The sequence below is a fragment of the Citricoccus sp. K5 genome, from assembly GCF_902506195.1.
Taxonomy (GTDB): Bacteria; Actinomycetota; Actinomycetes; order Actinomycetales; family Micrococcaceae; genus Citricoccus.
In genome coordinates this window covers 1,133,448-1,147,085 of sequence record NZ_LR732817.1, presented here as the reverse complement: position 1 = coordinate 1,147,085, position 13,638 = coordinate 1,133,448, and the positions used below count along the sequence as shown (strand labels likewise).

13 protein-coding genes and 2 tRNA genes are annotated in these 13,638 nt (G+C 70.6%); 10 read left to right on the top strand and 5 right to left on the bottom strand.

Translation table 11 applies throughout. The features are described 5' to 3' along the window. Positions 1-10: 10 nt before the first annotated feature. Positions 11-84, bottom strand: a tRNA-Pro gene (locus tag BOSE125_RS05110). Between the two features lie 208 nt (positions 85-292). Here BOSE125_RS05110 and BOSE125_RS05105 point away from each other — a divergent pair. The 3 genes from BOSE125_RS05105 (at position 293) to BOSE125_RS05095 (ending at position 1,530) form a co-directional block, all read left to right on the top strand. Next, positions 293-366: transfer RNA gene (locus tag BOSE125_RS05105), tRNA-Gly, on the top strand. 104 nt (positions 367-470) lie between these two features. After that, complete coding sequence (locus tag BOSE125_RS05100) at positions 471-872, top strand: helix-turn-helix transcriptional regulator (protein ID WP_159550628.1); 402 nt, start codon at positions 471-473, stop codon at positions 870-872. A gap of 1 nt (position 873) precedes the next feature. Beyond that, a complete protein-coding gene (locus BOSE125_RS05095) occupies positions 874-1,530 on the top strand; it encodes an SRPBCC domain-containing protein (protein WP_159550626.1) in 657 nt (218 codons plus the stop codon). Positions 1,531-1,582: 52 nt separating this feature from the next. Here BOSE125_RS05095 and BOSE125_RS05090 read toward each other — a convergent pair whose 3' ends face one another. Next, the gene (locus BOSE125_RS05090; RefSeq protein ID WP_236557821.1) at positions 1,583-2,623 is read right to left on the bottom strand and encodes an SDR family oxidoreductase; all 1,041 of its coding nucleotides are present in this window, start codon (positions 2,621-2,623) and stop codon (positions 1,583-1,585) included. Between the two features lie 95 nt (positions 2,624-2,718). Here BOSE125_RS05090 and BOSE125_RS05085 point away from each other — a divergent pair, with 95 nt between their 5' ends. Continuing rightward, entirely contained in the window at positions 2,719-3,687 is a 969-nt protein-coding gene (locus BOSE125_RS05085; RefSeq protein WP_159550624.1) for a YafY family protein, read from the top strand. A gap of 90 nt (positions 3,688-3,777) precedes the next feature. Here BOSE125_RS05085 and BOSE125_RS05080 read toward each other — a convergent pair whose 3' ends face one another. Both BOSE125_RS05080 and BOSE125_RS05075 read right to left on the bottom strand, forming a co-directional pair. After that, positions 3,778-4,755, bottom strand: a complete 978-nt coding sequence (locus tag BOSE125_RS05080; protein ID WP_159550622.1) for an Fpg/Nei family DNA glycosylase — start codon at positions 4,753-4,755, stop codon at positions 3,778-3,780. A 14-nt stretch (positions 4,756-4,769) separates the two neighbouring features. Next, a complete protein-coding gene (locus tag BOSE125_RS05075; RefSeq protein WP_159550621.1) occupies positions 4,770-5,243 on the bottom strand; it encodes a ribose-5-phosphate isomerase in 474 nt (157 codons plus the stop codon). 248 nt (positions 5,244-5,491) lie between these two features. Here BOSE125_RS05075 and pepN point away from each other — a divergent pair, with 248 nt between their 5' ends. Then, positions 5,492-8,107: an aminopeptidase N gene (gene pepN / locus BOSE125_RS05070; RefSeq protein WP_236557820.1), complete on the top strand. Its 2,616-nt coding sequence runs from the start codon at positions 5,492-5,494 to the stop codon at positions 8,105-8,107. 82 nt (positions 8,108-8,189) lie between these two features. Here the strand turns inward: pepN and fdhD are convergent, their stop codons facing one another. Then, on the bottom strand, positions 8,190-9,053 hold the full coding sequence (gene fdhD, locus BOSE125_RS05065) for a formate dehydrogenase accessory sulfurtransferase FdhD (RefSeq protein ID WP_159550616.1): 864 nt from the start codon (positions 9,051-9,053) through the stop codon (positions 8,190-8,192). Between the two features lie 138 nt (positions 9,054-9,191). Here fdhD and BOSE125_RS05060 point away from each other — a divergent pair, with 138 nt between their 5' ends. Genes BOSE125_RS05060 through BOSE125_RS05040 form a run of 5 tightly spaced genes read left to right on the top strand, consistent with a single transcriptional unit; the run spans position 9,192 to position 13,637 of the window. Beyond that, the gene (locus BOSE125_RS05060; protein ID WP_159550614.1) at positions 9,192-10,343 is read left to right on the top strand and encodes a HesA/MoeB/ThiF family protein; all 1,152 of its coding nucleotides are present in this window, start codon (positions 9,192-9,194) and stop codon (positions 10,341-10,343) included. After that, a complete protein-coding gene (glp, locus tag BOSE125_RS05055) occupies positions 10,336-11,676 on the top strand; it encodes a gephyrin-like molybdotransferase Glp (RefSeq protein WP_159550612.1) in 1,341 nt (446 codons plus the stop codon). The genes BOSE125_RS05060 and glp overlap by 8 nt, the downstream gene beginning before the upstream one ends. Continuing rightward, complete coding sequence (gene moaC, locus BOSE125_RS05050; RefSeq protein ID WP_159550610.1) at positions 11,676-12,239, top strand: cyclic pyranopterin monophosphate synthase MoaC; 564 nt, start codon at positions 11,676-11,678, stop codon at positions 12,237-12,239. Before glp ends, moaC begins: the two co-directional genes overlap by 1 nt. After that, the gene (locus tag BOSE125_RS05045) at positions 12,232-13,398 is read left to right on the top strand and encodes an NTP transferase domain-containing protein (protein WP_159550608.1); all 1,167 of its coding nucleotides are present in this window, start codon (positions 12,232-12,234) and stop codon (positions 13,396-13,398) included. Before moaC ends, BOSE125_RS05045 begins: the two co-directional genes overlap by 8 nt. Then, complete coding sequence (locus BOSE125_RS05040; protein WP_159550606.1) at positions 13,398-13,637, top strand: MoaD/ThiS family protein; 240 nt, start codon at positions 13,398-13,400, stop codon at positions 13,635-13,637. Before BOSE125_RS05045 ends, BOSE125_RS05040 begins: the two co-directional genes overlap by 1 nt. Position 13,638 lies beyond the last annotated feature (1 nt).

Sequence of the window (13,638 nt, the reverse complement as noted above, 5' to 3'; positions counted from 1 at the left end):
GACCATGACGTCGGGGTGACAGGATTTGAACCTGCGGCCTCACGCTCCCAAAGCGCGCGCTCTACCAAGCTGAGCTACACCCCGCAGACGGCCCTGGCCATTTCTGGCCAGAGACCAGTGTACGCATGACGGCCCCATACTCCGCATTTCTGCGACATTCAAGCCCCGGCTGAACCTCTGCGGCGCGCCGATGTGGGCCTGTTTTGCTGCTCACACGGACTGCTTGATAGGATTATCTTCGCTGCGTTCGGCTGATGACCCCTGCGGGATCATCCATCCCGGCCGACGCCGCGGGGATGTAGCTCAATGGTAGAGCCCCAGTCTTCCAAACTGGCTACGCGGGTTCGATTCCCGTCATCCCCTCCACCGCAACACGAAGGCCCCGGATCCGTCCGGGGCCTTCGTGTTTAACTCCCGCACGCCACTACTTAACCCTTGTCTTATATAAGACTCGATGCAATCATGAGTTCATGCACGCTCTCGATGTCCTGGGTGACCCCGTCCGGCGCCGCATCCTCGAGATGCTGGCCGGGGGCGAACTCAGCGCCGGAGAGGTCGGCACCCAGGTGCAGGCCGAATTCGGGATCAGCCAGCCGGCGGTCTCGCAGCAGCTGAAGGTCCTTCGTGATCACGGCTTCGCCACCGTGCGTCCCGAGGGCACGCGCCGACTCTACGCGGTGGACCCCCAAGGCCCCCGGCAGGCCAGCGACTGGCTCAGTCCGTTCGAGCAGTTCTGGCGTCCGCGCCTGGATGCCCTGGGGACTGAACTGGCCCGAGGCAAGCGCCAGCAGAGGCTGGCGGCGGAGCGTGCGGCTGCGGAGACCACCGTAGACGCCACCGAACACCACCATCCATCCCACCAGGAGTCATGACATGGTCGATATCCAGAATCAACTCTCCGCTGTCACACGCGGCCTCTCACTCGAGGACCGGGACGGCGAGCCCTCACACGTCCAAACGCTCGAGCAGACCTACCCGGCAGGGCTTGAGGACGTGTGGGAGGCGGTCACCACTGCCGATCGCATCGCCCGCTGGTTCCTGCCGGTCAGCGGTGACCTCGGCCTCGGCGGCCAGTACCAGCTCGAGGGCAATGCCGGCGGCACCGTACTGGAATGCGCCCCTCCTGCGGACGGCACGGCACGCTACCGGATCACCTGGGAATTCGGAGGAGGCGTCTCCTGGGTGACCGTGCGGCTGGCCGCCGAGGGTGACTCGACGCGATTCATCCTCGAACACGTCGCCCGCGCCGCAGACCTCCCGGAGGGGATGTGGGACACCTACGGCCCCGGCGCCACCGGGGTGGGCTGGGACGGCGGTCTGCTGGGCCTGGGATTGCACCTCGGGGCCATCGAAGGCTCCCTCTCGCCCCAGGAGGCGGAGGCCTGGGCCGTCACCGAGGAGGGCAAGCGTTTCTATCGCGGAGCTGCTGACGGCTGGGCAGCGGCCCACGTGGCCGCCGGCGCGGACCCCACGGTGGCCGCCCGCGCTGCGGACGCCACCTATGGCTTCTATACCGGGTCGGACGCCTGATCCGGCGCCCCGGGGCTGCCCAGCCCCGGGGCGGCCAGGCCTCACCCGCAGCTCACCCCCCGGCACATCGGTAGTCCTCCACGGCCAGGTCCGCGGACGGCGTCGTGTCCATGGCCGCGATGAACCCCCAGGCGTCCGGCCGGGAGCCGTCCACGTCGGTCACGCCGTAGTGACGGGCCAGTTCGAAGGAACTGACGGACCGGGTGTTCCACTGCTCCCGTTGCGGATCGGCCGCCAGTTCCACGATGCCGCGAGCGAGCAGGGCGGGGGTCTCCGAGATCACGAACTCGTAGGGCGGGACCACGTCGGACTTCCCGCGGTTGGCTGCCGCCGACTCGCGCCAGGTCTGCTCGGTGACGCCGAAGGCATCCAGCATCATCTCCGAGCGCAACCATCCGGCTGAGACGGAGACCGCCGTACCCCCGTGTGCCTTCAGCTCGTGCCCCTCGGCGAAGGCCAGCCGGTCGACAGCGGTCTTCGCGAGGTCCAGGAACACGGTCTCCCGGAAATGGCCCTGGTTGTAGTCCCGGGTCCCGTCGGTCGTCTCCACCACCAGGCCCCCGGAGTGGCGGATCAGCAGGCCCAAGGCGGCGTGGCTGGTCAGCAGATGGGTGCGGAAGCCTGCGTCGAAGAGCCGCATACCGTCGTCGAGGTCGTACTCCCACAGCGGAATGCCGAACTCCACGTAGGCCTCTCCTCCGATGTCGTTGATGAGGATGTCCAGCCGACCCTGTTCCCGGTCGATCCGCGCCACGAGTTCGCGGACGGCGCTCACGTCGAGATGGTCCACGACCACAGCATGGGCCGTCCCGCCCTCGGCCCGGATCAGTCCGGCGGTCTCCTCGACCGTTTCTGGCCGCCCATAGTCCGAGGGCTGGCCAGCCGTGGACCGGCCCGTGCAGTAGACGATCGCCCCGGCCCGGCCCAGTTCCCGGGCGATGGCCCGGCCGGCACCGCGGGTGGCTCCCGCCACCAGGGCGATCCTCCCCTCCAGGGTCCGGGGACGTTGCCCTGCCGACTCCGTTGCTCCCGTTCGTTCGGCCGGTGTTGCCGGACCTGTCTCGTCCGTTGATTCGGCTGGTTTCATCGCCATGACTCTGTCCACTCCGGTTCTCGTGTTCGATCCTGTGTTCACCATGGTTCCGCCTATTCAGGACAACCCATGTCGTCAATCGGTTAGGGTGCCTCATGCGCACCACCCGGCTGTTGGCAATCATGATGGACCTGTCACGACGTCAGCAGACGTCCGTCCGGCAGCTCGCCGACCACCACGGGGTCTCCACCCGCACCATCCAACGGGACCTGACGGCGCTGCACCAGCTTGGCGTCCCGGTGTGGACCCGCACAGGTCCCGCCGGCGGGGTCGGGTTGGTGGAGGGATGGTCCTCTCCCATCACCGGGATGACGGCATCCGAGCTTCAGGCGCTGCTGATCGGCGAGGCCGGATCCCGCGATCTCGGTCTGCAACCGCACTTCGAGACCGCCCGGCTGAAGATGCTGGGCACGAGGACGGGCCGGGATCCGGGTGTCGGCTCCGTCAGCGAGCGCTTCCTCATCGACCATGAGCGGTGGTTCGCCGAGCCGGAGCGGCCCGCGTCTCTGGCGGTGGTCTCCCAGGCGGTGTGGTCCGGTCGGCGCTTGAGCATCGACCACAGCAGGGGGTCCCGCTTGGTCGATCCGCTCGGCCTCGTCCTCAAGACGGACGTCTGGTACCTCGTGGCGGCGCATCGTCGCCAGCCGCGGGCCTATCGGCTCTCCCGCATCGTCTCCGCGGAGATCCGGCCAGAGGCGGCGTGGCGCCCGGAGGACTTCTCCCTCTCGCGCTACTGGGAGGCCAGTCGAGCCTCCTTCGAGGCGTCCGTCCAGAGCCTTCCGGTCCGTCTGTCCGTCCCGCTGGCGTCCCTCGAAGCCCTGCGGGCGGCGGTCCCGGGACCGGGAACCGCCGAGTCTCTGGAGTCGGCGCGCCATGAGGGTGACCGGCTGGAACTGGACCTGCTCATGGAGCACCAGGGCATCGCCGTGGCACAGCTCCTGCAGGTTCCCGGCGTCGAGGTGCAGGATCCACCGGCAGTACGGGAGGCGTTGTACCGCCGCGGCACAGAGCTGGTCGCCCGGAACCGCCCTGCCGCTCCCCGCGATCCTGCGTATTCCCGGTGATCATCACCGGGAGTTCTCTCGATCACCAGGTATCGCCGGCCTCCACCCTGTCAGTCGCCCAGTCGATCACCCCGTCGGTCGCCCCGTCGTTCACCCCGCGAGCTGACAGCCCGGGCACCAGAAGAGCTTGCGGGCCTGCATCTCGGCCAGCCGGACCGTGGTCCCGCAGACCCGGCAGTCCAGCCCGTCCCGCTGGTACACGTAGTAGGCATTGTCCGGCCACACCGGAGCCACGTTCCCGCGCTCATCTTTCGAGTTGCGGTGTTCGGGGCGCGTGGTGATGATCTTGCCGTCGCGGACGCCGTCGTTCATCAGCGCCACGAGATCTTCCCAAAGGGCCACACCGGCCTCCCGTCCCAGCGACCGCCCGGGCAGGTACGGGTCGAGCCCCTGCCGGAACAGGGACTCGGCGCGGTAGATGTTGCCCACCCCGGCCAGCACGTTCTGATCCATCAGGAGCTGCCCAAGAGCCACCCCGCGGCCGGAGACCCGCCGCAGGAACTCCTCGGGTCCGGTGCCGGGCGTCAAGGGGTCCGGCCCCAGGCGGTCCACGACGGTGGCCGCCTCGGGCGGCGTGATCACCTCGCACGCGCTCGGGCCACGCAGATCCGCCCACCCGTGGGCGGAGACCAACCGGACGCGCACCTGACCCACCGGTGCTGGCGGGCCGGCGTACGCGGGTGCCGCGCCGGCGTCGTGCGCTGGGGTGTACGGTGCCGTGTCTGCTGCCGTGTGTGCGGGCGCAGCCCGAGCGTCAAAGGTGTCCGTCTCTCCCATCCTGCGGGGTGCGCCGATGCTGGAGGACCCACGGAACGTCTCATCGCCGCCGAAGCTCCAGGCGCCGTAGAGGCCGAGGTGTACGCGGAGGACGAATGCGGTGCCGGTGTCCCGGCTGAAGTCGAGGAACAGGTGTTTGCCGTGGGCCCGGGCCGCCGTCAGCGTGGCCCCGTCGATCAGACGAGCGCCAGCGGCGAAGCGGCCCTGCGGGGAGCTCACCCGCAGGCGCTCACCGGCGAAGACGTCGGAGAACTGCCGCGCGAGGCGGTGGATCGAATGGCCCTCGGGCATGGCTCAGGCCAGCGTCAGCTGACGATCTCGCGGGTCTGCTCGTAGTGCCCGATCTTGCCGATGCGGCGCACGTGGCGCTCGTCGCCGGAGAAGGGCTCCGCCAGGAAGGCCTCGATGATGGCGGTGGCCTCCTCGAGGGAGTGCTGCCGGCCGCCGACGGCGATGACATTGGCGTCGTTGTGCTGACGGGCGAGCCTGGCGGTGTCCAGGCTCCAGGCCAAGGCGGCGCGGATGCCGCGGACCTTGTTGGCGGCGATCTGCTCACCGTTGCCGGAGCCGCCCAGGACGATCCCGAGCGCCTCCACCCCGGATTGCTGGTCCACCACCACGGCAGCGGCCGCGTTGATGCAGAACCCCGGATAGTCGTCCTGCGGATCATAGGACTGGGGTCCGTGGTCGACCATCTCGTATCCGGCGGCCGTGAGGTGCTCGATGAGGTGGGCGCTCAGCTCGAGGCCGGCGTGGTCGGTGGCGATGTGCACGCGCATGGGTCTGCTCCTGCTGTCGGCATCTGGCGGGTTCTCGTGCGGCCGTGGCGATGCGGTGGGATACGGTCGGGACCAGCGACCAGCCTACCGGGGCGGATCCACTACCCGCTGGGATGTGTCCGGTGGCACAATACTCTCTGGACCAGTTATCCAGCATTCGTTTCACACCAGGGTGTCTGCTGGTCCTGTCCACCCGATGGCATCCGCGCCGCCATCGTTACTGTCCGTTCCGACCGACCGGAGGCCACGTGCCCACTCTGAACATCACCCGCACCGAGGCCGCCGAGCGTGCCGCAGCCCTGAGAGTCGCCTCCTACGAGGTCGACCTGGACCTCACGCTCGACGGCGACCACTTCCGCTCGGCGACCACCGTCACCTTCTCCGCGGCGGAGGCGGCCGTGGGCACCAGCACCTTCATCGACTTCGTCTCCACCCAGGCACCGACCGTCACCCTCAACGGAGATGTGCTGCCGGCGGAGGCCTTCGACGGCACCCGCATCGCCATCGGGCCACTGGCGGCCGAGAACCTGCTGGTGGTGGACGGGCTGGCCGACTACATGAACACCGGTGAGGGCCTGCACCGCTTCGTGGATCCGGTGGACGGGGAGACGTACCTGTACTCGCAGTTCGAGGTTCCGGACTCCCGCCGCATGTTCTCGGTCTTCGAGCAGCCGGACCTGAAGGCCACGTTCGCCTTCACCATCACCGCCCCAGATCACTGGGCCGTGGTCTCCAACTCCCCCACCCCGCGGCCGGTGCCCGCCGAGGGCACACGAGGCGGGGTTTCCACGTGGGCCTTCGAGCCCACCCCGGTCATCTCCTCCTACATCACGGCGCTGATCGCCGGACCGTACAAGTCCACCCACTCCGAGTTGACCAGTTCCGACGGCCGGACGATCCCGCTGGGCGCCTACTGCCGCGCCTCCCTGTTCGAGTACCTGGACGCCGAGAACATCTTCGAGCTGACCCGCCAGGGCTTCGAGTTCTACGAGGCCCAGTTCGGCACCCCCTACCCCTTCGCCAAGTACGACCAGCTCTTCGTCCCGGAGTTCAACGCCGGGGCCATGGAGAACGCCGGCGCCGTGACCTTCCTGGAGAACTACGTCTTCCGCTCCACCGTCACCGAGGCCATGGTGGAACGCCGCGCCATCACGATCCTGCACGAGCTGGCCCACATGTGGTTCGGCGACCTGGTGACCATGAAGTGGTGGAACGACCTCTGGCTCAACGAGTCCTTCGCCGAGTTCATGTCCACGCTCTCCGCCGCGGAGAACACCCGGTACACGGGGGCCTGGACCACGTTCTCCGCCATGGAGAAGAACTGGGCCTACAAGCAGGACCAGCTGAGCACCACGCATCCGATCAAGGCCGAGATCCGGGACCTGGATGACGTCCTGGTCAACTTCGACGGCATCACCTACGCCAAGGGTGCGTCCGTGCTGCGCCAGCTCGTGGCCTGGGTGGGCCAGGAGAACTTCATGGCCGGCGTCCGCGCGTACTTCGGCAAGCACGCCTGGTCCAACACCGAGCTGCCGGACCTGATGCGGGAGCTCGAGGCCTCCTCCGGCCGCGACCTGACCGAGTGGACCCGGCTGTGGCTGGAGACCTCGGGGGTGAACACCCTGTCCGTGGAGGTCGAGACCGCCGGGGCGTCCGGCTCCGGCACCACTGACGAAGGAACTCCCGACGCCGGCGCCATCACCTCCCTGCGCCTGCGCCAGTCAGCGCCGGGAGACCACCAACCCGGGGACGCCGTGCTGCGTCCGCACCGCATGGCCGTGGGCTTCTACTCCGCGGACGGCTCCGGACGGCTGGTGCGCACCCACCGGTTCGAACTCGATGTGGCCGGCGAGGTCACCGAGGTCATGGAGGCCGCCGGCCAGCGGCGCCCGGACCTGATCCTGCCGAACGACGACGACCTGGCCTACGCCAAGATCCGCCTGGACGACGCTTCCTGGGCCTTCGTGGCCACCCACCTGAAGGATGTGGCGGAGTCCCTGCCCCGTACCTTGCTGTGGGGTGCGGCGTGGGACACCGTCCGTGACGCCGAGGCCACGGCGGGCTGGTTCACGGACCTGGTGCTGACCAACATCGGTCACGAACGCGATTCCTCCGTGGTGCAGACCCTGCTGCGCCAGCTGGCCACCACGCTGTCCCAGTACGCCGCGCCCGAGCACGCTGTGCGGTTGCGTGTTTCCGCTGCCGACCGCCTGCTGGACCTGGCCCGGAACGCGGAGGCGGGCTCGGACAACCAGCTCCAGTTCACCAAGGCGTTCGCGGCGGCGGCCCGCTCGGAGCGGCAGCTGGACACGCTGGCCGCCCTGCAGGCCGGCACCGAGTCACTGGACGGGCTGGACCTGAACACGGACCTGAAGTGGGAGATGCTCACCGGGCTCGTGGCCGGAGGCCGCGCCGGCGAGGCGGAGATCGCTGCCGCGGAGGCCGCGGACGCCACCGCCACCGGTGCCCTGGCGGCATCCCAGGCTCGCGCCGCGGTGCCCACCGCCGAGGCCAAGCGCACGGCGTGGGACCAGGTGGCGAGTGGGGAACTGTCCAACATGACCCAGCGCAACGTGCTGCTGGGTTTCAACCGCGTGCACGATCCGGACCTGTTGGCCCCGTTCGCCGCCGAGTTCTTCGCGGGTGTGGAGGAGCTGTGGGCCTCGCGTTCACACGAGATGGCGGAGTCCGCGGCGATCGGGCTGTTCCCGGGTGCCCAGGTCTCCCAGGAGACCATTGACGCCGCGAATGCCCTGGTGGAGCGCTCGCGGGGCACGCAGGCCGCCTTGTCCCGCACGGTGGCCGAGTCCCGCGACGAGATGGTCCGCACCCTGGCCGCGCGCCAGGCGGATGCCGCCCGGTAGCCACGCCGCGCCAGGTCGGTCGCCTCTCGCCGACGCTGTGCGGGCACTCCCCACCGCTGGGGATGGCCCGCACAGGGTCGGACTACCGTGGTTCGGCCTCCAAAACAGCTTCAGCGTCGGCCACGATCCGCTGCTCCCCGGCGTAGATGACGAAGCGGTCGCCGCGGACGAAGCCGGCCAGCGTCATCCCGGCCTCCCGGGCCAGGTCCACCGCCAACGACGACGGCGCGGAGACGGAGGCGAGCATCGGCACCCCGGCCATCATGGCCTTCTGGGTGAGTTCGAAGCTGGCCCGGCCGGAGACCATCAGGGCATGCCCGGACAGGGGCAGTTTTCCCTCCAGCAGGGCCCAGCCGAGGACCTTGTCCACGGCGTTGTGGCGGCCCACGTCCTCACGCACCGCCACCAGCTCGCCCGTGGCGGTGTTGAACAGGCCGGCGGCGTGCAGCCCGCCGGTGCGGTCGAAGACCTTCTGCCGCTCGCGCAGCACCTCGGGCATCTGCAGGACGAAGGACTCGGTGACCTGCATCGGGTCGCCGTCCACGGGGAACCGCGACTGGGTGCGGACATTCTCGATGCTGGTCCGACCACACAGGCCGCAGGCGCTGGACATGAGCACCTGGCGTTCCATCTCCGGCGCCGGGGCCTGGACCCCGGGGCGCAGGACCACGTCCACGGTGTTGTCGGTCTCCTCCGCCCCCGGGCCGAAATCGCGGCCACAGTACCTGACGGAGTGCACCTCGTCGGCGGCCCCGATCAGCCCCTCGCTGAGCAGGAAGCCGACGGCCAGTGAGAAGTCCTCCGTGGGCGTGCGCATCGTCACCGCGAGCCGCCGGCCGTTCACCCGGATCTCCAGGGGCTCCTCGGCCGCCAGCACGTCCGCCCGGGCGTCACGTTCCCCGGCTTTGACCCTGACCACGCGGACCCGCGATTCACTTCGTGCCATGCCTCCATCTTCGCCCCCGGCCCGCTTTCCGTCGACTTCGGGTGGGTCCTGAGGCCCCAGGCCCACCCGAAATCAATGGAAAACGCGGGGGTGAGTGCGCCGCGGACTGGTGAGGACGCCGCGGACTAGGCTGGCCCCATGCCCCAGGACCGCCCCGCGCACACAGCAGAACGGACGCTCCGTCAACGGACCCTGCCCCAGATCGGCGATTCCGGACAGGATCTCCTGTCACAGGCCTCCATCGCCGTCGTCGGCGCCGGAGGCCTCGGCTCGCCCGTCATCAGCTACCTCGCGGCCGCCGGCATCGGCACCCTCCACGTCATCGACGACGATCACGTGGAGCTGAGCAACCTCAACCGGCAGACCCTGCACGGCGTGGACACCCTCGGCGGGCTCAAGACCGACGGTGCGGTGTCTGCGGCCCGGCGCCTCTCCCCCGAGACCACCGTCATCCCGCACACCGTCCGCCTGACGGACGCCAACGCAGCGGACCTGCTCGCCGGAGCCGACCTGATCATGGACGGCAGCGACACCTTCACCACCCGATTCATCATCCACCGGGCCGCCACCGCCCTCGGCACGCCGGTGGTATTCGGAGCCCTGATGCAATGGAGCGCCCAGGTCACCGTCTTCTGGTCCGATCCGCCCGTGGCCTCCCACTTTCCCGCCGTCGTCCTCACCGATGTCTTCCCGGACAATGCCGCCACCCATGCCGCTCCCGGGTGCGCCGAGGCCGGGGTCCTGGGCGCCGTCGTCGGGATCACCGGCTCCCTGATGGCCCTGGAGGCGATCAAGCTCATCCTCGGCACCGGCACGCCGCTGCTGGGGCGGATGATGCTGATCGACGGGCTCTCCGGCACCACCACGGACATCCCCCTCACGCCATCTGCCGCGTCAGGCGGAGACACCGCCCGAGTGGTCCCGATCGACCGCCCCGACGTGGATCCGGCGGCTGTCTGGCTCGACGTCCGGAGGCCGGAGGAATCCCGCGAGCGCCCCGGCCCGCCCGGCACCGTCGAACTGCCCCTCGACCGGCTCCTGCGTCTACGCCACGGCCCGGAGCTGCCGCTGCCTCCCGACCACCCGCTGGCGCCCGTCCAGGCTGCCCTGGCACCCGGTGGCATGGTAGGGCCGCCGGACGGAGCGACGCTGCTGCCCTTCTGCGCGGCCGGCCCCCGGAGCGCGACGGCGGCCCGTCACCTGGCGCGCCTCGGCTGGCCTGTCCAGGGGTACCTGGACGGCGGGCTTCCCACCGCAACCACCGAGCCCTCGGGAGACCACCGTGGCTGAGGCCCGCTACCGCAGCACCGTCGAGGACCACCAGCACCGGATCCTCGCCCTGGCCCCCCTCCTGCCCGCCGACACCCTGCCCCTGGCCGAGGCCGCCGGGCTCACCCTGGCGGCCGACGCCACCGCCACCCTGGACCTGCCCCCGTGGGACAACTCCGCCATGGACGGATACGCCGTCCGCTCGGAGGACACCACGCGAGCCTCCGCGCAGGCACCGGTCCGCCTGGACCTCATCGCGGAACTCCCCGCCGGCACGGAGGCCGATCCGGCGCTGGCTCCCGGCCAGGCGGCCCGCATCATGACCGGCGCGCCGTTGCCCACGGACGCGGACGCCGTCGTGCCCCTGGAGGATGCCGTGGGCTGGGACCCGGCCGCGCCCACCGCCGGCACCGAGACCCCCGCGCACGTGGAGCTCCACCACCCCGCCGCGGCGGGACGCCATCTGCGGCGGCGCGGCGAGGATGTGCGTGCCGGCGACCTCGTCTCCCCTGCCGGCCGGCCGTTGACGCCTCACCGGCTGTCCGCGCTCGCCGCCGCCGGTATCGCCGAGGTGCGGGTCCGGCGCCGGCCGCAGGTCGTGGTCGTCAGCACCGGTTCAGAGTTGGTGGCACCCGGCGCATCGGTCCGCCGCGGCCAGATCCCCGACTCCAACAGCCTCCTGCTGGCGTCCCTGGTGGCGGCCAGCGGCGGGCTGGTGGTGCACCGGGGCCGCGTCTCCGACGACCCCGCTGAACTGCAGACCGTGCTGCAGTCCACCCATGGCGCCTCCGACGCCGTGATCCTCACCGGAGGGGCCAGCGTGGGTGCCCATGACGTCGCCCGCCTCGTCCTGGCGCCGGACTCGCCGGGCGGCACGGTGCCGTCCACGCAACCCTCCACGCCCGACGGCGGCACCCCGGCCCCCGAGGATCCCACCGTGCGCTTCGACCGGGTCGCGGTCCAGCCGGGCAAGCCCCAGGGCTTCGGCCTGCTGCCGGACGGGCGGGCCGTGTGGTCGCTGCCGGGCAACCCGGTCAGTGCCTGGGTGTCCTATCTGCTGTTCGTGGAGCCGGGGCTGCTGGCCATGCAGGGCCGCGATACGCCCGTGGCCCCGTGGCAGCCGGTGACCATAGAAGAGGGCTGGCGTTCACCGCCCGGGCGCGAGCAGTTCGTGCCGGCACGGGTGGTCTCCGCCCCCGGGGAACCACTGCGGATCGCCCAGGCGACCGAGCGTGGCTCCGGATCACATCTGGCCGGCCGGATGGCCCGCGCCACCGGACTGGCCCGCGTGCCCGCCACCACCGACGCGGTGTCCGCCGGAGACACCGTCCTCTACCGAGCCCTGGAGGCCTGATGACCGAATCCCCCACCGTCCAATCCACCGCTCTCGGTGCCGACGGAGCCGACGGCTTCACCCACCTCGCCGGTGACGGCTCGGCCCGCATGGTCGACGTCACGGCCAAGACGCCGACGATCCGCAGCGCCACCGCCGAGGCCACCGTGCTTGTGGCCCCGGAGGTCCTCGAGGCCCTGACCGGGGGCACCGTGCCCAAGGGGGATGTCTGGGCCGTGGCCCGGATCGCCGGCATCCAGGGCGCCAAGAAGTGCGCCGAACTGCTGCCGCTCGCCCATGTGATCGGTGTCCACGGAGCCACGGTGGACTTCGAGGTCGGCGAGGGTCGCATCCGCATCGTCGCCACCACCCGGACCGCCGACCGGACCGGGGTGGAGATGGAGGCCCTGACCGCCGCCTCCGTGGCCGGGCTGGCCATGGTGGACATGGTCAAGGGCCTGGACCGGGCCGTTGAGCTGACCGGAGTCCGGCTGCTGGAGAAGACCGGCGGCCGCTCCGGCACGTGGCGCCGTGACAACGCGGAGCACCCGGCAGCGCCGGAGGCACCGGTCGACCGTGGCTGAGATCCTGGCGGCGATCGTCCTGGCGGGAGGAGCGTCCACTCGCATGGGCCGGGACAAGGGTTCGATCGTGGTGGATCCCGCCGAGGGAACCACCCTGCTCGAGCGCACCGTCCACGCCGCGCTCTCGGCCGGAGCCACCACCGTCGTCGTGGCCGGTGACCGGCCGGTGACTGCTGCGCCCACGGCGCAGGCTCTGCCGGCGTCTGCGCCCACGGGTTCGGCGGCCCCCCACCGATCCGTTCAGCGCTCCGTCCTGGACTCGCCGGTCGTCCGGTTCGTGCGTGAGGACCCACCGCGGTCCGGCCCGGTCGCGGCCCTGGACGCCGCATTGGACGCCCTGACGGCCCTCGAAGCAGATCACGTCCTGGTGCTGCCCTGCGATCTGGCCGATCCGGTGGCGGCCGCCCGAGAGCTCGTCCGAGCCTCCGACCGCACCCGGGCCGGGGTCCTGGACGGGACCGTGGGGGCAACCATTGACGGTGCCCTGAATGGCGGAGGCCACGACGGCGTCGTCGCCGTGGACTCCACCGGCCGCCGCCAGCACCTCACCGCCCTCTTCCGGCTTCCGGCCCTGCGCAGGCAGGCGGCACCTGACACCACGGACGGTGGCACCCGCGTCACCCGTGTACGGGAGCGGGTCGCCGGCCTGGACCTGCTCGAGGTTCCCGAACCGGCAAGCCGCCCCGGTCTCTGGGACGATATGGACACCCCCGAGGATCTGCAACGCCACCGGCCCCACCCGGCAGGATCTGCCACGACACCACCAGGAGCCCCCGTGCCTGAGAACAGCACCACCGAACCCCACTCCACCGAACCCCACGCCGGCGAGGTCCCGGCCGGTACGCACCGCGTCCCCCACCGCGACCACCAGCAGGACATCCCCGGACTGGCGGACTGGCTGGACGCCGTCGCCGGAGAACTGGGTCTGCCGGCCTCCGTTGTGCTCCCCGGTCCCCTGTTGGACGTGGCCCGAGACGTGGCCCACGGGGTCCTGCGTCCCGGGGCCCCGACCTCGACCTACCTGATCGGTGTGGCTGTAGGACTACAGCTGGCCGGTCAGGAGCGAACACCGGAGGAGATCGCCGGCCTGGTGGACCGGCTCTCGGCCCGCGTCCAGGTTCTCGCCCTCGGTTACGACCCGGCAGGGAGTGAGGGCTGATGGCCCGGATCCGTCTCTTCGCCGGAGCTGCTGACATCCTGGGCGCCTCAGAACTTGCCCTCGAAGCCGCCACCGCGGGCGAACTGCGCCGGCTCCTGGTCGCCGGCCACGGGACCAGCGCCGAACAGGTCGTCTCCCGATGCTCCCTGATGGTGGACGGTGTGCGCGCGATCGAGGACGACCACCCGGTCCAGGCGGACTCGCTCGTGGACGTCTTGCCGCCCTTCGCCGGCGGCTAGC

Bases quoted from the DNA above. Each gene is read 5' to 3' on its own strand.
- BOSE125_RS05100 (WP_159550628.1), top strand. From the start codon at position 471: ATGCACGCTCTCGATGTCCTGGGTGACCCCGTCCGGCGCCGCATCCTC.
- BOSE125_RS05095 (WP_159550626.1), top strand. From the start codon at position 874: ATGGTCGATATCCAGAATCAACTCTCCGCTGTCACACGCGGCCTCTCA.
- BOSE125_RS05090 (WP_236557821.1), bottom strand. From the start codon at position 2,623: ATGGCGATGAAACCAGCCGAATCAACGGACGAGACAGGTCCGGCAACA.
- BOSE125_RS05085 (WP_159550624.1), top strand. From the start codon at position 2,719: ATGCGCACCACCCGGCTGTTGGCAATCATGATGGACCTGTCACGACGT.
- BOSE125_RS05080 (WP_159550622.1), bottom strand. From the start codon at position 4,755: ATGCCCGAGGGCCATTCGATCCACCGCCTCGCGCGGCAGTTCTCCGAC.
- BOSE125_RS05075 (WP_159550621.1), bottom strand. From the start codon at position 5,243: ATGCGCGTGCACATCGCCACCGACCACGCCGGCCTCGAGCTGAGCGCC.
- fdhD (WP_159550616.1), bottom strand. From the start codon at position 9,053: ATGGCACGAAGTGAATCGCGGGTCCGCGTGGTCAGGGTCAAAGCCGGG.
- BOSE125_RS05060 (WP_159550614.1), top strand. From the start codon at position 9,192: ATGCCCCAGGACCGCCCCGCGCACACAGCAGAACGGACGCTCCGTCAA.
- moaC (WP_159550610.1), top strand. From the start codon at position 11,676: ATGACCGAATCCCCCACCGTCCAATCCACCGCTCTCGGTGCCGACGGA.
- BOSE125_RS05040 (WP_159550606.1), top strand. From the start codon at position 13,398: ATGGCCCGGATCCGTCTCTTCGCCGGAGCTGCTGACATCCTGGGCGCC.